At 46.8% G+C, this 19202-nt stretch carries 16 protein-coding genes and 2 pseudogenes; 7 read left to right on the forward strand and 11 right to left on the reverse strand.

The features are described from left to right. The first annotated feature begins 410 nt into the window (after positions 1–410). A complete protein-coding gene (locus ACFPXP_RS10690) occupies positions 411–875 on the forward strand; it encodes a C1q-like domain-containing protein (protein ID WP_379894207.1) in 465 nt (154 codons plus the stop codon). A 134-nt stretch (positions 876–1009) separates the two neighbouring features. Here the strand turns inward: ACFPXP_RS10690 and ACFPXP_RS10695 are convergent, their stop codons facing one another. Together ACFPXP_RS10695 and ACFPXP_RS10700 are read right to left on the reverse strand one after the other, a co-directional pair. Then, a complete protein-coding gene (locus tag ACFPXP_RS10695) occupies positions 1010–2800 on the reverse strand; it encodes a DUF2264 domain-containing protein (protein ID WP_379894194.1) in 1791 nt (596 codons plus the stop codon). A 113-nt stretch (positions 2801–2913) separates the two neighbouring features. Next, on the reverse strand, positions 2914–3948 hold the full coding sequence (locus ACFPXP_RS10700; protein ID WP_379894195.1) for an AraC family transcriptional regulator: 1035 nt from the start codon (positions 3946–3948) through the stop codon (positions 2914–2916). Positions 3949–4158: 210 nt separating this feature from the next. Between ACFPXP_RS10700 and ACFPXP_RS10705 the strand changes: the two genes are divergently transcribed. Beyond that, complete coding sequence (locus ACFPXP_RS10705) at positions 4159–4734, forward strand: NAD(P)H-dependent oxidoreductase (RefSeq protein ID WP_379894196.1); 576 nt, start codon at positions 4159–4161, stop codon at positions 4732–4734. A 226-nt stretch (positions 4735–4960) separates the two neighbouring features. On the opposite strand, the gene phoU is transcribed toward ACFPXP_RS10705, so the two are convergent. The 7 genes and pseudogenes from phoU to ACFPXP_RS10740 all read right to left on the reverse strand — a co-directional run. Further along, the gene (gene phoU, locus ACFPXP_RS10710; RefSeq protein ID WP_379894197.1) at positions 4961–5623 is read right to left on the reverse strand and encodes a phosphate signaling complex protein PhoU; all 663 of its coding nucleotides are present in this window, start codon (positions 5621–5623) and stop codon (positions 4961–4963) included. A gap of 19 nt (positions 5624–5642) precedes the next feature. Next, entirely contained in the window at positions 5643–6395 is a 753-nt protein-coding gene (gene pstB / locus ACFPXP_RS10715; RefSeq protein ID WP_379894198.1) for a phosphate ABC transporter ATP-binding protein PstB, read from the reverse strand. A 15-nt stretch (positions 6396–6410) separates the two neighbouring features. Continuing rightward, on the reverse strand, positions 6411–7211 hold the full coding sequence (gene pstB, locus ACFPXP_RS10720) for a phosphate ABC transporter ATP-binding protein PstB (protein WP_379894208.1): 801 nt from the start codon (positions 7209–7211) through the stop codon (positions 6411–6413). 17 nt (positions 7212–7228) lie between these two features. Continuing rightward, positions 7229–8116: a phosphate ABC transporter permease PstA gene (pstA, locus tag ACFPXP_RS10725; protein ID WP_379894199.1), complete on the reverse strand. Its 888-nt coding sequence runs from the start codon at positions 8114–8116 to the stop codon at positions 7229–7231. Continuing rightward, complete coding sequence (gene pstC / locus ACFPXP_RS10730; protein WP_379894200.1) at positions 8106–9002, reverse strand: phosphate ABC transporter permease subunit PstC; 897 nt, start codon at positions 9000–9002, stop codon at positions 8106–8108. Before pstC ends, pstA begins: the two co-directional genes overlap by 11 nt. A 177-nt stretch (positions 9003–9179) precedes the next feature. Continuing rightward, positions 9180–10037 carry a phosphate ABC transporter substrate-binding protein gene (locus ACFPXP_RS10735; RefSeq protein ID WP_379894209.1) on the reverse strand — a complete coding sequence of 286 codons (858 nt, stop codon included), beginning with the start codon at positions 10035–10037 and terminating at the stop codon, positions 9180–9182. Continuing rightward, a pseudogene (locus ACFPXP_RS10740) lies at positions 10011–10913 on the reverse strand (phosphate ABC transporter substrate-binding protein); the annotation flags it as partial. The gene ACFPXP_RS10735 and the pseudogene ACFPXP_RS10740, both read right to left, overlap by 27 nt. A 311-nt stretch (positions 10914–11224) precedes the next feature. On the opposite strand from ACFPXP_RS10740, the gene ACFPXP_RS10745 reads away from it, so the two are divergent. Further along, positions 11225–12973 carry a methyl-accepting chemotaxis protein gene (locus ACFPXP_RS10745; protein WP_379894201.1) on the forward strand — a complete coding sequence of 583 codons (1749 nt, stop codon included), beginning with the start codon at positions 11225–11227 and terminating at the stop codon, positions 12971–12973. A gap of 102 nt (positions 12974–13075) precedes the next feature. Here the strand turns inward: ACFPXP_RS10745 and ACFPXP_RS10750 are convergent, their stop codons facing one another. Further along, a complete protein-coding gene (locus tag ACFPXP_RS10750) occupies positions 13076–13918 on the reverse strand; it encodes a MurR/RpiR family transcriptional regulator (RefSeq protein WP_379894202.1) in 843 nt (280 codons plus the stop codon). Between the two features lie 177 nt (positions 13919–14095). Here ACFPXP_RS10750 and ACFPXP_RS10755 point away from each other — a divergent pair, with 177 nt between their 5' ends. From ACFPXP_RS10755 to ACFPXP_RS10770, 4 genes are read left to right on the forward strand one after another with little or no spacing between them, the layout of a single operon-like run. Next, the gene (locus ACFPXP_RS10755) at positions 14096–14980 is read left to right on the forward strand and encodes a cell division protein FtsQ (RefSeq protein ID WP_379894203.1); all 885 of its coding nucleotides are present in this window, start codon (positions 14096–14098) and stop codon (positions 14978–14980) included. Next, entirely contained in the window at positions 14973–16754 is a 1782-nt protein-coding gene (locus ACFPXP_RS10760) for an ABC transporter ATP-binding protein (RefSeq protein WP_379894204.1), read from the forward strand. Before ACFPXP_RS10755 ends, ACFPXP_RS10760 begins: the two co-directional genes overlap by 8 nt. Continuing rightward, positions 16741–17559: an energy-coupling factor transporter transmembrane component T family protein gene (locus ACFPXP_RS10765; RefSeq protein WP_379894205.1), complete on the forward strand. Its 819-nt coding sequence runs from the start codon at positions 16741–16743 to the stop codon at positions 17557–17559. The genes ACFPXP_RS10760 and ACFPXP_RS10765 overlap by 14 nt, the downstream gene beginning before the upstream one ends. Then, a complete protein-coding gene (locus ACFPXP_RS10770) occupies positions 17560–18360 on the forward strand; it encodes a PHP domain-containing protein (RefSeq protein ID WP_379894206.1) in 801 nt (266 codons plus the stop codon). Here ACFPXP_RS10770 and ACFPXP_RS10775 read toward each other — a convergent pair. Then, a pseudogene (locus ACFPXP_RS10775) lies at positions 18305–18901 on the reverse strand (2-isopropylmalate synthase); the annotation flags it as partial. The gene ACFPXP_RS10770 and the pseudogene ACFPXP_RS10775 sit on opposite strands and share 56 nt — an antisense overlap. Positions 18902–19202: the final 301 nt, after the last annotated feature.

The raw sequence follows: 19202 nt of genomic DNA on the forward strand, positions 1-19202 counted from the left end.
ATCGTCATCCTCCATGTGCACGGTTTTTCATCGTATTTCAACGATTTCCTTGCATATGAATTCGACAAAGAATGCCTCAAACCCTTGCTGTTACTGGATTTTTTAATCGTTCAGCAAGCCCTAAATACAAAGAATATAAGGAAAAATACGAGAAATATAAAGAAAAGTACGAGGACTTAAAGGACAAGCATCATGATAAGAAGAAGAACAACGACAGTATCCGTCTCAAAGACATTCAAGCCCAGCTGCAACTCCAGCTGCAGCTGCAAGCGCAGATCCAAGCACAGCTTCAGGCCCAATTGCAGGCGCAGCTGCAGGCCCAAACACAGACCGATACAGACACGATTACGGACTCGTTGTCCAACGTGGGTAATCCGGTACAAGGTATCTCGAATGTAGGAAATCCGGTGCTGAATGTCAATGTAGACACTCTTGGCGGATTCGCCATCACTTCCGCTTTTCGTGCAGTGAATACTACATCGGCTATTCCGGTTGCCGCCAATACTCCCGTCAAAGTGCTGTTTCCAAATGAGCAGTTCGATCTTGCTAATGAATATAATCCGGCCAACTCCACTTTCACTCCATCTCGGCGAGGGGTTTATTCCATTCTAGGAACCATTGCTTTCAATCCAACAAATCCGAATGTTAATTATCGGGCAAGAGTCGAGATTCGGGTCAATGGAGCTCCTGCTGTAGCAATTGATAATGATTTCTTCGGACCTAGCAACTTCATAAACGTAGTCACCGTATCCACGATCTTGCAATTGCAAGCGGGAGATAGAGTAGAAGTGTTTGCCGAGAGCAATACAGCTGGATCGATAGCGGCAGATACAGATACTCGTTTCGAAGCAGCAAGATTTCCGTCACCGCAGTAAAATTCAGTCCTTGTCTCTGGAAAAAACAATGGATTGGACAAGCAACTTGGTACAACTTAGAAGGTGCATCATTTCTATGAAAAGGCTTCAGCCTATGGCTGAAGCCTTTTTCATCTTTTGAAAAACCGATGATCTTAGGAGGTACCGGTGATCGAAGCAACCAACGTCCCTTTAAATTGAATCTGCCATACACCCTGATCCTTGATTAAAACCGGTGCCTGTTCCCTCCACTGCTGAGTGGCTTCTCCGTCCACCGAGGCAAATACGGCCGCGCCGTACCAATGTATCCCCGCCTCAAGTTCACCTCTCAGCGTTGGAATCCGGTTACTGCCGGAATGTATGATATTCGTATTCGGCTCACTTGTTACATCATCCGTTCGGCGATTGCCGATCAAGTCGATCATTTCACTCGTTCCCCAAGCCTCGGCAGTGCCTTGCGGAATGGCGAATCCGCCTTCTGCCGAAGCCAGCGGTCGGTTCGTTTCAATCCGGTGGATTCGAACGTGCCACTGACCATTGATAGGAACGAGCCATGTATCAATCGTGACGTCCCGCCAAGGCCGCCATCGGCTGTACAGCACCTCATTCTGCCACTCCACAAGCTCGCATTCACGCCTTCCCCGGTAGTAACCATCCTGCTCACTTAACGCCAGCATGGAATCGAAAGCACCGTAGGACAAACCGTACATCCCCTTCGGTACACTGAATCCAAATCGGTTGGAGTAGGCGAATTTCGCATATTTCGCTTCATTATGCGAATGCTCCGTATAGGAGAGCTGTCCCGAAGTCAGAGCATACACATGATGGTGGTTGTCATCGTGACAAAGGATCATGCCGGCGTGCTTTTGAATGGATCTGCTTTGCAGCTTAGGCAGCGGCTTCTCTTCGGCCTGCCAGAAAGGATGTTCGTCCGGGAGCGCCAATACGAGGAAGCTCTTCAGTGCCCAATATGGCGATCCAGGCGCGTTGTAGCTTTCCGCCATATTGAGATTGGCATACGCGTATCCGATCGTTAACAAGCCTTCCGGCGAGAAGATATCCCGTTCCAACCACCATCGCAGATGGCGCATCACGAGACCTTTCATCACGCCGTAATCATAGTCGTCATCGACACCGGCGAATGCCATCGCACACCAGAACGATACCTGCGCAAATCGGTAAGTTAAGCTGCGACCAAACGGTAATGCCGAACCGTCCTCGGAAAACCAGTACATAAAATCATGGGAAAATTGGCGAGCCCGTTTCACGTATACGGCAGAACGTTCCGGATCCTTTTCTTTCATCAGTACGGAATAAATCAATCCATAAAAATGAAAGGCAAATGAAATATAATAATCGCGTTGAAAAGCTCGATTATCGTCAGAATACCATCCGTCTCCGACATATAAACTTTCGATCAGTTCCAACGACTCCCGCAGCTTGTCTGCGTCAGAAGGCTGGCCAACGCTTTCTAAACCGATATTCACAAGAACCCGAAAGAAATGCCAGTTGTTCGGCGGCAGCTCGTTATGATTTATTTGACTCAGCCAATGGACCAAGTTATGTTTCTCTTCCGTGGTCAATGGATCCCAAAAGACGGACGGAGCAAGAGACAGCGCGAGACCAAAGACAGCCATTTCCACCAGACGCTGGTCGGTATATTTCACATCGCCCCAGTATTCCTCATGTTGCGGGTTCGTGCCGTTTCGAATGCCATCCAAAATCTTTCGCCGAATACTTTCGTTCTGGGACGACATCCCGCCGCCGGCAAGCAGAGGTACAAGCCCCCACAATATTCTCGAGAAAGCCTCCAATCCTCCGATATCTTTACCGCAATAAGAATTCGATGAACCGAGCCATAGCCGGGTATGCCCTGGGCTAAAATAAGGCTCCAGCGGTTCAATCATGTGATGAAGTGCCGTGCGCATATCCGCTTTCGATTTCATATCCATTGCCATCTCCTTTCCAAATATTGTAGAAGTTCGACTGTCTGACATGAAAGTCCTCTGTGAAGAAAAAAGACGCCTCGTCAAAGCAAGCGTCTGATTTTGTTATTCTTTTATCCCGTTTCCCCAGAAACACGATCCTGAGCCATATTGGCGCGATATTGCCCTGGAGCCACCCCCGTCCATTTCTTGAAAGCATTATGGAATGCACTTGGTTCTGAAAAATGCAGCAAATAGGCAATTTCACTAATGGAATAGTCTTTTCGGTTTAAATAACTGACAGCGATTTCCTTGCGAACATTGGCAGATAAATCATGGAACGAGGTGCCTTCCTCCTTCAATTTTGCTTGCAGCGTTCTTGTGCTCATCTCGAATTGTTCCGCGGTTTGCTGCAGCGTAGGAAATGAATTCGGCATGCATTTCATCATCCATTGAAATACCCGTTCTGTAAACCATTTGCCCTGAACCAGCTTCTCCTTAATATCCCCCGCAATCGACTCAAAGGCTCTGAGCAGCCTCGGATCTGAATAAAGAATCGGATATTTCAATATGTCCTTGCTCATTCGCATGACGTTATTCTCACGCTCGAATCGAGGTATGACTCCAAATACGTTTACATAGGGTTCTAGATTGGATGGACCCGAATGCTTAAAACTAATGTGACGCATAGGGATCGTTCGATTGCTCATATGCTGCATCAGATGATACAGCGAGCTGGCCATATCCTCCATACAATGGCGGGACATCGGAATCGAATTCGTTGAAGAGAACCGAAACAGAACATCCTCGCCGTCTAATTCCCATTCCACATTGTATCCGCTGCAAACAATCACGTTATATCTTTGGTATGCTTTCATCGCTGCTGCGATATCATCGGAATGCATCATGACGTAACCTAGAATGCCCAGATCCGCCGTATCGGTTAACTGTCCTTGATGCAGGCCGAAATGATCGTCCCCCGTGAATTCCGCTGCCGCATACATAAGCCTTTCAAGCTCTTCGGCATCAATACGTGCTTCGACATCCTGCAATATAACTGCATCCATGGAAGCATACCTGCAAAACTGCTCAAAATCAAAGCCCTTATGCATGATCGCTTTTTTGAGCGGAAACAGCATCGATACAGCCATTCCTTGACTGCTCCTCACACATCTTCTCCCCCTTGCGCAAATCATCAAAACGTATACGGGTTTGATCATTTTTTTATCGTATAGGAATCTTTATGCTTTATATATATCTGCTGACCATCATATCACAAATTGGAAATCGTTTCTTCCGCTCATTGTAAACGACTCCCTTACTTCGCAGGTACGATGATGCTCATCTCGACGAGAGAACTTATTGAGGAGGTAAAAAAAATGAATATCCTTGTCATTAACGGACATCCCGATCCTGAAAGCTTTTGCTCCGCGCTGTCTAAAGCCTATATCAAGGGAGCAGAAAGTCGCTCGGCACAAATCCGCACCATTGATTTAAGCAAGCTTTCATTCAATCTCAACTTAAAATACGGATACCGCAAACGCACAGATCTGGAAGAGGAATTAGTCGACGCACAGGACATGATCCGTTGGGCCGATCATCTGGTCTTTGTGTATCCGATCTGGTGGGGAGCCATGCCCGCCGTGCTGAAGGGATTTATCGATCGTGTATTCCTGCCGGGCTTCGCGTTTAAGTATCGCGAGAACTCCGTACTATGGGATAAGCTGCTGCAAGGGAAGTCTGCCAGGCTCATTGTCACTATGGACACCCCGTCCTGGTATAACCGCTGGATTTATTGGAATGCAGGACATCTCGTGATGAAACGCAACATCTTGAACTTTTGTGGAATTAAGCCCGTTAAAGTAACTGAAATCACTCCGGTGAAGCCTTCAACCCCAGAAAAACGGCGCAAATGGTTAGAGATGGTGCAGAGAATCGGGGAAAAGCTGGCTTAAGCAGCTGTGTTCAACCAATCATTAGGAAAAGCCTCACTCGGCGTGAGTGGGGCTTCACAAGTCAATATTTTCCCTCCGCCCCCTATATACGTCAATAGGCTTCATTTTCAATTCTCTAACAGCACATGTTTTCCAACAAAAAAATCCCTCGCTTTTCGCAAGGGATGGATTCAAACTGATTTACTTCTTCATTTTGCAGAACATTAGAATCAGAAATTGAACGATATCAGCTATTCAAATCTGGACGTTTACCTTGGACGAGATAGACAACATTCTCACCGATATTGGTTGCATGATCTGCCATACGCTCCAGATATCTGCTGACGAAACTGAGCAGCTGTGCCTGATTGATCAGCTGTGGATTATCGGCCATGTAGCCAAACATTTCACGCAGAATCTGGCTGTGCAGATGATCGACCTCGTCGTCCATCCTCGCCATTTTATAAGCGAGATCGACGTTTTCCTCAACATATGAACGAATACTCTCATTCGTCATCATCTGTACGATTTCGGCCATTCTTGGAATATCGACAAGCGGCTTCATTAAAGACTGCTGATTTAGCCGCAATGTGGCCTTGGATATATCAACAGCAAGATCGCCCATTCTCTCCAAATCACTTGCCATACGGAATGCGATTAAAATGCGCCGCAGGTCCTTCGCTACTGGCTGTTGTGTGGCGATTAACGTCGTACCAATCTCATCGATTTTCTCTTCCATCTGGTTGATCTTCACATCATGATCGATCACTTGTTTGGCAAGCTCTTCGTTCGAGTTTTTAAGTGATGCCACGGAATCAATAATCGCCTGCTCTACCATCTTCCCCATGTCAATCAGTGCTTCACGAAGCTCATTCAAATGCGCGTCAAATAATTGCCTTTTGTTCGGCATATTTCTTCTCCTCCTTCTCTTAGCCAAATCTTCCGGAAATGTAGTCTTCGGTCCGTTGATCCGACGGATTCGTAAATATCGTCTTTGTATCCGCGAACTCTACAACCTCACCGTTTAGAAAAAACGCGGTCTGGTCAGATACACGACCTGCTTGATGCATGTTGTGAGTTACAATGATAATGGTATAGTTATTCTTTAATTCATCAATTAATTCTTCGATTTTCGTTGTGGATATCGGATCGAGTGCAGAAGTCGGCTCATCCATCAGCATGATATCCGGGTTCACGGCAAGTGCTCTGGCAATACATAGCCGCTGCTGCTGCCCGCCGGACAATCCGAAAGCAGATTTATGCAGATTATCCTTCACTTCGTTCCATAAAACGGCTTTTTGAAGGCTGGTTTCCACGATTTCATCCAACGTTTTCTTGTCTTTAATCCCATGGATTATCGGACCAAAGGCGACATTGTCATAGATTGATTTCGGAAATGGATTAGGCTGTTGGAAAACCATGCCAATCTGTTTGCGCAGCTGCTCCAGCCTGACATCCGCGGCATAGATATCCTTGCCTTTGACAAAAAGCTCGCCTTCGATCCGAACATTTTTTATTAAATCGTTCATGCGGTTGATCGTTCGAAGCAGTGTCGATTTTCCGCAGCCGCTCGGGCCGATAAAAGCCGTTACGCTGCCCTTCTCGACCTTCATGTTCACCGATTTCAAGGCTTGAAACTGCCCATAATATAAATTCAGATCTTTGATTTCGACAATACTCATATTCCCCTCCAGAACCTAGCCGAATCTTCCAGCAATGTAGTCGCTTGTTTCTTGTTTCGAAGGACTCAAAAACATATTGTTCGTTTGATCGTATTCAATGAGATCTCCCATCAAAAAGAATGCTGTGTAGGAGGAAATACGCGCCGCCTGCTGCATATTGTGCGTTACGATAATAATGGTATATTCTTTTTTCAATTCAACGACCAGTTCTTCAATCTTCATCGTGGAGATCGGATCCAGTGCGGATGTAGGCTCATCCAATAACAGGATTCTCGGTTTAATTGCAATCGAACGCGCGATACAGAGCCGCTGCTGCTGTCCCCCGGACAGCGCTTTTGCGGATGTATGCAGCCGGTCCTTCACTTCATCCCATAAAGCGGCCTTCCGCAGGCTTTCCTCAACGATTTCCTCTAGTTTCTTCTTATTCCGAATGCCTTGATATTTCGGACCGTAAGCCACATTATCAAAGACAGATTTCTCAAAAGGGTTTGGACGCTGCCATACCATGCCAATCTGGCGCCGAAGCTCGACCACATCTACAGTTGGATCCAAAATATTGTTGCCGTCTAACAGGATCTCACCTTCCATGCGCGTTCCCGGAATAATATCATTCATCCGATTCAATGAACGAAGAAACGTCGACTTCCCGCATCCTGACGGACCGATCAAAGCCGTGACATCATTTTTTGGAAAGGCCATCGAGACATTCTTTACGGCTTTGAAATTGGAATAATACATTGAAAAGTTTTTCGCTTCGAGTGCAATATCTGCTATGATACCGGTCTTCTGTTCTTGTTTGGTTTCCGTAGTCGGCATTTTCATCTTATCCCCTCCTATTTGCTCGCTGTAAAGAACCGATGAATCCATCTGCCAAGCCATCTAGCCAATAAATTGAAAATAAGAACCGCAATGACTAGAACCGCGGACGCACCGGCTGCAATTTCCTTCGCGTCTGGCGCAATGCCTTCACTGTTGATCTTCCATATATGCACGGCCAGCGTTTCAGCTGGACGGAAAGGATTAAGCGGCGAATTGTTTGCTAATGGATTCCAGTTGCTGAAGTCGAGCGGCGGAGTACTCATACCCGCCGTATACATCAGAGCAGCCGCTTCTCCGAATACTCTTCCCGAAGCCAAAATCGTCCCGGTAATAATACCAGGCAGCGCGGAGGGGATAACAACGGATACGATCGTCCTCCATTTGGACAAGCCTAGCGCCAAGCTCGCTTCACGTTGTTCCCTAGAAACAGACTGCAGCGCCTGCTCTGTAATCCGAACCATCAGCGGCAGGTTGAACACCGTTAGTGCGAGTGCACCAGAGAATAACGAGAATCCCCACCCGAATACATTCACGAACAGCAGCAGCCCGAACAAACCAACCACAATAGAAGGCAAGGATGATAACACCTCAATGACGGTTCGAATGAGGCTTGTCAGCTTGTTTGGCTTTGCGTATTCCGACATATAGATGCCGCCAAGCATCCCAATCGGCACTGTAATGATCATCGTCATAACAAGCAGGAAGAAGGAATTGAAAATTTGCGGACCGACGCCGCCCCCTTCTCTAAATGACTGCGGTACAGAAGTTAGAAAGTCGTAACTAATATGCGATAGTCCGCGATACAAAATAAAGCCGATAAGAAAAACAAGAATCCCAATGATCAGTCCAGCAATCAAGCAAAAAACGACCGTTGCAATTTTATCTTTCATTCTAACGTCCATGGAGCTGGTTCCTCCTTCCAAGCAGGCGAATTAGCATGATGAAGAAGAAGGACATGAGGAGCAGGATGAGCGCAAGTGACCATAAGGCGTTATTGTAGCTCGATCCCATAACGGTATTCCCCATCTCAAGGGTCAGTACACTGGTAATCGTGCTTGCAGGGTTGAACATTGAATCTGGAAGCACCTGCGCGTTTCCGATCACCATCTGAACCGCGAGCGCTTCTCCAAATGCTCTTGCCATCCCCAGCACAACACCTGTCAGCAGGCCTGGCAGCGCCGTAGGTATTAGAACCTTCGCAATCGTCTGCCATCTCGTCGCACCTAAACCATAGGATGCTTCTTTAATGTTGCCCGGCAGTGCCTTCAAGGCATCATACGCAACGCTTGTGATGGTTGGCATAATCATAATGGCTAGCACGATGGAACCGGCGGCAATGCCGAACCCCAAACCATCGAAATGTTCCCTGAAGAAAGGAACAATGACCGACAATCCTACGAAGCCATAAACGACTGACGGAATACCTACAAGCAGCTCGATTACAGGCTGCAGTACTTTTTGACCCCAGGAAGGGGCAATTTCCGTCATAAAGATAGCGGCTCCGATACCGAGCGGACCGCTGATAATCGCAGCGATAATCGTTACGGCGAACGAACCGAAAATAAACGAAAAAGCACCAAATGACCGGCCCCCGTCAGCTTCTGCTCTTTCTGGAGACCAGTCCGTTCCAAACAGAAAATCCACAATATTAATTTGGTCTTTGAAAAACGTACTTAACCCTTTGGATGCAATAAAATAGGTAATGGCAACAATAACGATAAGCAAAATACTGATGCTGACCGTTGTTAATGTGCGACCTACTTTCTCTTCTATATGATGCTTCTTCAAGCGGTCTACCTCCTATTCATGAAACCTTTACATTTTCAGCCTATCAATCTATTTGTAATATGGTTGGGGGAACCATTTCAGTTAATCCTTGGAATAATCAGACCAACGTACGAAAAGGCGGGTATATCCCCACCTTTCAGTACGTGCCGTGCAGCTATACTGGTTGATTAAGCTCTATTATTTATTCGTGATGTTGCCTTCAGCATCGCGATCGACTTTCATCGCAGTTACAGGGATGTATCCCATATCCGGAACCAGTGTATCCTGTACTGCATCGCTCAAGATGAAATCAAGGAACGCTTTTTCCAATCCTTCAGGCTCGCCTTTCGTATACATGTGCTGATATGCCCAGATTGGGAAGTCATTCGTAGCCACGTTCTCGATGGTTGGCTCTACACCATCCAAAGCCAAAGGTTTTACCGTGTCATCGAAATAAGAGAATGCTAAGTATCCGATTGCGCCTGGTGTTTCACCGATAATTTTCTTAACCGTACCGGAGGAGTCTTCCGTGATACCTTCTTTTTCTTCATTTCCATCTAATCCAAATTTAAAGAATGTAGCGCGAGTTCCGGAGGATGTAGGACGATTTACAAGTACGATTTCTTGATCCGCACCGCCAACTTCACTCCAGTTCGTGATTTTGCCTGTAAAGATATCAATCAACTGCTGCTTTGTCAGGTTATCTACGCCGACTTCTGGATGTGCGACTGCCGCCATACCCACAACCGCTACTTTATGGTCCTTCAAAGATGCAGCATCAATGCCTTCTTTTTCCTCTGCGAAAACATCAGAGTTCCCGATATCCGCACCACCAGCGTCTACTTGGCTAAGACCCGTACCACTGCCCCCGCCTTGTACAGAAACTGTTGCGTTTGGATTTTCAGCCATGAACAATTTTGCCGCTTCGTCAACGAGTGGCTGCATTGCGGAAGAACCCAACGCTACGATCGAACCTTCTGCTTCTTCAGATGCTGCCGATGTCGATTGATTGTCGCCGCCGACGATGTTGCCCTCTGCATCGCGTTCTACTTTCATGGAAGTAGCTGCGATGTAGCCCATTTCGGTTACTAAGGAGTTTTGTACTTCTTCGGACATCATGTACTCTAGGAAAGCTTTCGCCAAACCTTGCGGTTCACCTTTCGTATACATGTGCTGATATGCCCAGATCGGGAATTCGTTTGTTGTTACATTTTCAACCGTAGGCTCCACTCCATCTAAGGACAATGGTTTTACAGTATCATCGAAGTAAGAGAATGCCAAGTATCCAATTGCGCCTGGTGTTTCACCGATAATTTTCTTAACGGTACCGGAAGAATCTTCCGTAATCCCTGCTTTTTCTTGATTTCCATCTAATGCGAACTTAAAGAACGTAGCGCGTGTTCCGGAGGATTCAGGACGGTTCACAAGAACGATTTCTTGATCCGCACCGCCAACTTCACTCCAGTTCGTAATTTTACCTGTGAAAATATCGATCAATTGCTGCTTCGTCAGGTTATCTACGCCAACTTCTGGATGCGCTACAGCCGCCATACCGACAACTGCTACTTTATGGTCAACTAACTGGGATGCATCGATACCCTCTTTTTCCTCTGCAAAAATATCCGAGTTTCCGATATCCGCACCGCCGGAGGATACTTGGCTTAAGCCGGTACCGCTGCCCCCGCCTTGTACTGCGATTTGTGCGTCTGTATTTTCTGCCATGAACTGCTTCGCTGCTTCATCAACAAGTGGCTGCATTGCGGAAGAACCAAGCACGGTAATGGAGCCGCTCACCTGTTCCGTCTGCGTATTTGAAGCTCCTTGCTCGCCGTTTGCGTTGCCCTCGTTGTTGTTGTTCGAGGAGCCGCAACCAGCTAAAACTGTGGTCATCGCTACTACTAGTAAAAGTGTTGTCAGCAAGAGTTTTTTCATCTTCATTTTCTCCCCCATCCAAATTTCGTTTTGTCTTAACATCATTCATGTTAAAGGTGGAATATTAAACAAATTCAATATTTTTGTTAACTCTATGTAAAAATTGTTCGAATGATCGATTATCTTTTTATCATATCCCTTCCAAGGACCTATACAATAGAATCCATCCTTCTCCAGAATCATATTCATTCCGACATTTTTCCTACCTTTTTACATTCCATTAACACAACGAAGATATGTGGAAAATACTGCCTGATTATATTAAATAAAGACAGATAGAAAAGCCATATATCATTTAGGAGGGGAATCCTATGAAACTTCAGCATTATTTGAAAAGCAATCTATTAGAAAAACTAAAGAATGTTAAGGTTGCAGCTAAAATTTACGCATTGGTATTAATCTCTACCTTCTTTATGGCGATATTGGGAGGAACAGCATACTACTATTTAAATGAAACGAACGAGAAGATGACAGCGATGTATGAGGAGCGAATGCTGCCTTTAAACGAAATTCAAACGATTCAGGAGAGCAGCAGAACGAACGAAGCATATATTCTTGAAGTAATTTTGGCGTCCAATAACCCGCTTCGCAGGGAAAGATATATGGAAGAAATCACTGCGAATGATCATCAGATCGATGAGCTGATTGAGGAGCTGAAGCAGCATACCCTGCACGATGACGGGCATAAAATGCTGGACCAGCTCTCGGCACAGCTAAGTATATACCGAACTCAGCGTAAGGAAACAATCGAATCCGCCATGGAAGGCAGCAGTTCAGAAGCCTATGCCAGCAAACTCGCGAACAATGGTTCCTTGGATGCATTGAATCAAACCTTGAATGAATTGGTAAACTATAATTTAGACATGGCGGAGCAGTTAAAACAGCAAAACGAAGAAAATGCCGTAAACGCCGTACTGATATTATGGATAACCATCGCGCTGTCGATCGGTCTCTCACTACTCTTTGGATGGTTTCTGGCTAAGCGATTCACCAGGCCAATCATTCAAGTGATGAAAGCCTCTGAGGAGGTGGCAAAGGGCGATTTAACCATTTCGCTGCCTAAGCCTTCATCCAAAGATGAAATTGGCATGTTGACCGATTCAGTGCAAACGATGGTTTCGTATCTGCGGGATTTGATCCATCAGGTGAAATATACGGCTTCGGAAGTCACAGAGTCTTCCCGCCATCTACTGCACGTTGCGACTGAAACGTCAGATGCCAGCTATAAAATCGCGTCCACCGTACAGCAATTGGCCTCCGGAGCTGAGACACAAATGGAGGGTGCCAGAGGCTCTGTCGATGCGATGAACAAAATGCATGCTTTATTAATGCAAATCTCGGGCACATTCACGGCCGTCATTGAAGCAGTCGGTACAATGTCGAATCATGCGCGCGAAGGAGGAGACGCAGCGGTGAAAGCGTCTCATCAAATTCGCAGCATTGAAAGTGCCGTAAATAGATCGCAGGAACAAATTCATTCCTTGGATACGAGCGCACAGCACATCGAAAGCATCACGCGCTTCATGAAAGACATTGCGGGCCGTACGAACCTGCTTGCATTGAATGCCTCGATAGAGGCTGCGCATGCAGGAGAATTCGGTAAAAGCTTTGCCGTCGTCGCTAGTGAGATTAGAAAGCTAGCCGAGCAGACAATACAGTATGTCAAGCAAATTGAAGACATCAACGGCACCATCTTCATGAATTTGCAATCCTCCACCCAGTCCATGAACCACGTTTCCGAGGAGGTTGTGACCGGCATCCAAATTGTGGAGCATGCGGGTAATCATTTTGATCAAATCGTGCGATCCGTTGGCCATACTCATGAGGAAGTGAACAAACTGTCCAAAGCTTGGGAGCAGATCGAGATTTATTTCCAAGAGGTTGTACATACGATTGAGGAAGGACATGCGATTGCCCAGCAAATGGCGGGAAGCACGCAGGAGGTCGCTGCTACGACGCAGCAGCAGTTAAGTGTCGTCGACCTGATCTCCAGCTCCGCTGGCAGCTTGAAGGAGACGGCTGATCAGCTCGAACAGAACGTGAGTGTGTTCAAAAGCTGAGGTTTGTAAATGATTAAACCGGGATCTCTATTTGAGAAAACCCGGTTTTTTACTTCTCCAAATATTTGCGCCAAATGAAAACACTTTTTAATGTCGCAAGGATTACGTTCGGGGGATGATACCTTCGTACGTTTTTCGAAGCATGCTCAGCTCTTCCAGCATAGATAGAGACTGCTCTTTATTTTTCATGCCCACCCCAATAATTAAATTCTCTACGATAAAGAGAGGGGCAATCATCGAATGGAATTCCCAAACCTCGCCCCTGCTTGCGTATAATGAGACACCGTCCTTGCCCGTAAAATCCGAAACTAGGCGATCTGTAATTAAGATGGTCTTGCACCCTGTCTTAGCGGCGTAATCATAAATGACCCTTGCTTCGGGGAGCATTCGGATGAAGCCGAACAATACAATAACATCTTCTTGTGTTACATGCAGCAAGGTCTCATATATATCATGGCCGCTTGCGGGCATATAGCGCATATCCAATCCAAACCGAGACATTCGAAAATGCATCAGCTCCGCAAGTCCCTTAGATGGACCAGGTCCATATAAATATATCCTTCTTCCTGCACTAATGGTCTGCACTGCCTGCTGAAATTGGTTATGGTCAAAATGCTTCATCGTTTCCTCAATATGCTGAACGCTGATCTGCAGCAGCTGCTGCTGCGGTTCAAAGCCGGCTCCTTCGATGTGATCGAGCGTCCGGCTTAATTTTTTTGCAGGCGTCACCTCCAGCCGATCTTTCATCCGCTGCTTAAAGTCCTTGAGATTCCGATAGCCAGCTGCCTTCCAAAACCGGGATACCGAGGCAATGCTCAGCTTCACCTCGTCAGCAATCTCCTGCTCTGTCATCAGCAAAATGCGCTGTCCGTTCTTTTCAATATAGTCAGCAATTTTCCGCTGGTTAGGTGATAGATTTTCGATATCGATTGGCAGCTCAAGCATTGTGATTCTCCCATCGTCATTAGAATAAATTCATCATATCACAATTCAAATGTAAATTTATTTTCATATACAGTAATTATGTAATAAAAATTACAAACTATTAACAGTACGATAACGTTCCGCTGATGAATCTATTTTATACTGGCCACATCCCATATCAAAGGAGGCTGATTCAACATGTCGTTGCAGAAGCAAAAATATGCATTAACCCCTTCACAAAAAATGATGGTCTTTATTTTGTCCATGTCCTTGTACGGCTTGTCCAACATGTTCACCGAGCTTATCCCGTCCCTGCAGCTTGGTCCAATCGAGCTGTCCGTGGAGTATTTCGCTTTTATTCCGCTGACGCTTTGCATCCTATTTCACCCTTTCTATGGAGCCGTTGGCGCTTCACTGGGAGAAGTGATTTTCGGTGAGCTCATGCTTGGACAATTCGGCGGTTTGGGAGAATTAGAGAAGTTTATTCTGTTCTCCATCGCTATGTACATCGCCGGTTCCATGGTGACCAATCCACGCAATCGTCTTCAGGTTGGGACCGCTGCCATGCTTGGAGTCGCTATCCATCAGCTCCTCAGCTGTATGGTCGACATCGGCAAAGTATGGCTGGGCATTGAGGAATTGGAGGCCGTCTCCGGCCTGGCAGAGAGCATCTTAGTGATCGAAGGGGTAAGCTTCATCACGGACGTTCTGTTCTCCGGTACCTTATTCGCCCTTCTTCCTACACTGTATCTTGTGCCGAGGCTTTACGGTAAAATCGAACCGCTGCTGGGCATGAAACCGAGAGATGCTTCTATCAAATATTCCTTAGGCGAAATCGTCACGCCAAGACTGCTGGTCGTATGCATCGTCCTAGCGTGTATCGGGACTCTAGCAGAATTTGCGGCCGAATCCGATATGAACATCGGGGAATGGGAATCGGAATTTCTCGGGCAGTACGGTGACCAGCTCATTTGGGTCAGTATCGGGCTTGCAGCTGTCGTGGTGCTTTTTACCATCATGATGATGAAGAGACGGGCTTCTAAATCCGTTTCCGGCAATGGACAGGAGAATGTTCATGGCTGATACCCCGATCATCGACATTCAGAACGTCACTTTTACGTATCCCGGAGCCGAGCAGCCCACTCTGAATGACGTCAGCCTTACGATCAAGAAGGGGGAGTTCGTCGCATTTATCGGCCGCAACGGCTGCGGCAAATCGACGCTCTGCAAAACCTTGAATGGTCTCATCCCTCATTATTACGTTGGCGATTTTTCCGGAACGGTCATCACCAACGGTCTGAATACGTCCGTGCATAACGTCGCGGATTTGTCACGGCATGTCGGGTACATTTATCAAGATTTCGAAAATCAGCTGGTTCGTCCTACCGTCGAGGAAGATGTGAGATTTACTAGACTTAATTACGGCTTTCGAGATTTTAAAGAACGGGCCGCGTATATTTTAGCAATGACCGGCCTAGCCCCTCATGCCCAGCAATTTATTTGGCAGCTCAGTGGCGGGCAAATGCATTTGTTGGCTTTGGCCGGTGCCTTGGCCATGGATCCAGACATCATGATTATCGATGAGCCGATCGCTCAGCTGGACCCGCAGCATGCAAGAGAGATTTACACGTTCCTCAAGAAGCTGAATCAGGATTACGGTAAAACGATTGTCGTTATCGAACATCATACCGAATTCATTGCCGACTTCTGTGATCAGGTCGTTCTGATGGATCAAGGAAAGCTTTTATGGAAGAAGCCCGCCAAAGAAGCATTAACCCGAATTCATGAATTGACTGAAAAGCAAATTTTTCCGCCTCAGGTGACGCAGGCTGCTTACGCCCACATGCCTAATCTTAAACCGGAAACGAGCTATCCTGTCACGTTAGATGAAGCGGAACGCTTTTTTCGTAGAGCGGATATCCCGTTTATGACGGCAGAGGGACAGAAGAACAACGAACAGAAGCAAGGGCACGATCATCCGCTTCCGGTACATTCCGAAGCATCCCCTCTCATCGTGTTTGATCAGGTCTCGCTCGCTTTCAAAACGATGGGGAAGGAAAAACGGACCGTGCTGCAAAATCTCGATCTATCCATCCATTCAGGAGATCGTCTGGCCATCGTTGGAAACAATGGGGCAGGCAAATCGACTATGCTTCGCCTGATTTCCGCGATTTTGAAACCGACGCAGGGCAAGGTTGTCGTGGATGGATTAGATACGCGCCGTATCGGCCCGGAAAAGCTGAGCGGCAAGGTGGCGCTGATTTACCAAAACCCTGAGGAAATGTTTATCGAGGATTCCATCCGCAAGGATATGGAATATTTCTTAAAAGCGCGCAAGCATCCTCGGACAAAGGAGTGGGTAGATGAACTACTGGAACGGTTCGAGCTGACCCATCTTCAGCACCGTGACGGCAGATTGCTCAGCGGCGGACAGCAGCGAAAAGCTTCCATGGCGATTGGTGCGGCGATGAATCCACAGATTATGATGCTGGATGAACCGACCGCTAACCTAGATATGGCGACACGCAGAGACATGCTTCGCATGTTCGAGCAATTGCAGGGCATCGTCGATACCGTGATCATCGCTACGCATGATATGCAGCTCGTGGCAGAATGGTCGAATCGGATCTTTGTCATGCATCAGGGTCATCTGCTTCAGGACGGAGACACCGAGACGGTCTTCAACGACCATACTTTGCTCCAAACCGCAGGACTCGTACCTCCTCAAATCATGGAGCTTGCGCATCGCCTATGGGGTTCCGAATACAATTCGGGATATTGTTATTCCACCGAACGATTTCTCGAAGCCCTCCGTTACAAGGGCTCTCAACTGGAGGCTGCCTATGGAAGCCGTTAGAAGAATTTTGGACAAGATTTCAATCGAAGAGATCAAACTGCAGCTGCTGCGTACAGCCTATGGCAACGGAGGCACCTTCCTGGCCAAGCTGGACCCGCGCACGCTGATCGCATGGTATATGTTTTTCGGGATTGTTCCCTGGTTTATTTATGATCCGGTGATTTTGCTGGGACTGTTTTTGTTCTTAATGACAACTACCTTATGCTCGAAAGTCAGTCCGATCATAATGATCATTCTATGCCTGGGCTTAATGAGCCAAGCCGGTTCTCTGTTTATCGTTTCGTTATTTTTCAGCGGCGGCTGGGACGCCATCGTCCCCTTACTGCTGCTTACGCTCAGGCTTTCTGTGATTTCGCTCGCTAGCATTACGGTATTTTCCAGCATGGATCCCGAGAAGTTCAGCGATGGCCTGCTCAGCTTCGGCGTTCCGCATCACGTTTCTTTCAGTATTGCGTATGGTTACCGAATGCTGCCGACGTTGATTGAAGAGTACCAGAACATTTTGCTGTCCTTTCGTTTGCGCGGCAAAGGACCCGAAAAGAACGGGATTCTGTACTGGCGAGTTCTGGCCTATTACTTGAAGCTGTCGGTTATCAGCTTTTATCCGTTAATTTTAAATACAGCCAAACGGGCTCGCACAACGGTGGAAGCGTTGGAAACTAGGGGCTTTACTTACGCCTTCAAGCATCCTGAAGTCAAGCGTCTCAAATTAAGCCATCTTGCGTTCACGATGAAGGATGGACAGTTTCTTGCCGGTTCGGCCGGTTATGTCATACTTATCTTTTGGATTGGAAGGAGTTTCTAAATGAATATCGACTTTCACACGCACGGCAAGCTTTCGAAGAAGACGGAATTCTCAGTAGACTATTTTTTGGAGATGATAGAGGAAGCCAAAGCGAATGGACTAGATGCTATCGCCTTAACAGAGCATTTTAATACGATTCGTTTCTCCGATATTTATGACACTTTAGACCGCTTATTCCCATACAACGGACACGTTTACGTAGCCGACGGACTGAAAATTTTCCCGGGTATGGAGGTTGACATCGCTGAGACGGGGCATATTCTGATGATCTCCACGAGAGAGAACATTCGCGCTCTAAGGGAAAAGCTGCATGACCATACGGATCCTGATCACTTCGTCCCTTTTGGCGTATTGCTGGATTGGACCGAGCAGGAAGACATCCTGCGGATAGGTGCGCATCCATACCGGGAAAGCACCCCTCTTCATCATCTGCCTGATGAACTGTTAAACCGCCTCGACGCCTTTGATCTCAATGGAAAGGACCTGTACCAATATTCGAAGAAAACTTATCGCGTGAAGGTAGAGCAGCTCGCAGAACGCTTCGGAAAGCCGGTCGTAGCCGGCAGCGATACCCATCAATGTCTGCAGTACGGCAGTGTGTGGAATGAAATCGAAGCAGACTGCCATTCCATCTCTGATCTAAAAGCATCGCTAACCAGTAAAGCTTATCAGATTCATGTATCGATCTGTCTTGAAAGCAAGGTCAAGGGCGCGATAATGATGAAAAAGCTGCTCAAACAGTCGCTCGAAGACGGACATGATAGATTCGATGAAGAAACACAGCAAGAGCGGACCGGTTAACCGTCTGACGATTCAAAATTTTGAACACAGGGGCAACGTTATTCATCGTTGCTCCTGCTTTCACGACCGCTTCAATCGTCTTCCACAAATATTCAAAATCGGATCTGAAAGCATCCTCTGTTGAATACTGCACATGAGGCAGCAATGACTTGGCGTAAGTGACGGCGTCCACCCCCATTTGCAGTACCGCATCCTTCGATCGGTTGAATTTCTTCTCGACATGAATATTGGATGTTCCGAGCACGATATGGATGAGAGGATCCTGCGCGATTTAGATGCTCTCATACACCGCATCAATGTCTGCTTTTACAGCTCTAGCCAAGGTTGTAATCGATACGCTCTGACCTACGGTGCGGGGAATCTCCTGGACCGCCCTAAAATCTCCCTTCGAGGATGCAGGAAATCCCGCTTCGATGATATTGACGCCCAGCCGCTGTAACTGCTCCGCAAATTCCAGCTTTTGCTGTATATTCAGCTTTGCGCCCGGCACTTGTTCTCCGTCACGCAGTGTCGTATCCAATACCATAATATTTCGAGTCATGTACAATTCCTCCTCAATATGGTTATTCATCTATATTTGAAGCGGGGGCGGCCAAACCCGGACTTTAACCAACCCAAATAACCCCGTCTCTGCTATAGAGACGAGGTTGAACCCGCGGTTCTAATCAACACATTTGGCGATTTGTTATTTTTGGATATTATATGCTTCATTGCTCTTAATTAGGGCTTGCTGAACGATTAAAAAATCCAGTAACAGCAAGGGTTTGAGGCATTCTTTGTCGAATTCATATGCAAGGAAATCGTTGAAATACGATGAAAAACCGTGCACATGGAGGATGACG

The sequence above is a fragment of the Marinicrinis lubricantis genome, assembly GCF_042658665.1.
Classification (GTDB): Bacteria; Bacillota; Bacilli; order Paenibacillales; family KCTC-33676; genus Marinicrinis; species Marinicrinis lubricantis.

Coding starts and splice junctions, on each gene's coding strand:
- ACFPXP_RS10765 (WP_379894205.1), top strand. CDS start 16,741: ATGGAAGCCGTTAGAAGAATTTTGGACAAGATTTCAATCGAAGAGATC.
- pstA (WP_379894199.1), bottom strand. CDS start 8,116: ATGGACGTTAGAATGAAAGATAAAATTGCAACGGTCGTTTTTTGCTTG.
- ACFPXP_RS10770 (WP_379894206.1), top strand. CDS start 17,560: ATGAATATCGACTTTCACACGCACGGCAAGCTTTCGAAGAAGACGGAA.
- pstB (WP_379894208.1), bottom strand. CDS start 7,211: ATGCCGACTACGGAAACCAAACAAGAACAGAAGACCGGTATCATAGCA.
- ACFPXP_RS10705 (WP_379894196.1), top strand. CDS start 4,159: ATGAATATCCTTGTCATTAACGGACATCCCGATCCTGAAAGCTTTTGC.
- ACFPXP_RS10760 (WP_379894204.1), top strand. CDS start 14,973: ATGGCTGATACCCCGATCATCGACATTCAGAACGTCACTTTTACGTAT.
- pstB (WP_379894198.1), bottom strand. CDS start 6,395: ATGAGTATTGTCGAAATCAAAGATCTGAATTTATATTATGGGCAGTTT.
- ACFPXP_RS10755 (WP_379894203.1), top strand. CDS start 14,096: ATGTCGTTGCAGAAGCAAAAATATGCATTAACCCCTTCACAAAAAATG.
- phoU (WP_379894197.1), bottom strand. CDS start 5,623: ATGCCGAACAAAAGGCAATTATTTGACGCGCATTTGAATGAGCTTCGT.
- ACFPXP_RS10745 (WP_379894201.1), top strand. CDS start 11,225: ATGAAACTTCAGCATTATTTGAAAAGCAATCTATTAGAAAAACTAAAG.
- ACFPXP_RS10695 (WP_379894194.1), bottom strand. CDS start 2,800: ATGAAATCGAAAGCGGATATGCGCACGGCACTTCATCACATGATTGAA.
- ACFPXP_RS10735 (WP_379894209.1), bottom strand. CDS start 10,037: ATGAAAGTAGAACGCGATGCAGAGGGCAACATCGTCGGCGGCGACAAT.
- ACFPXP_RS10750 (WP_379894202.1), bottom strand. CDS start 13,918: ATGCTTGAGCTGCCAATCGATATCGAAAATCTATCACCTAACCAGCGG.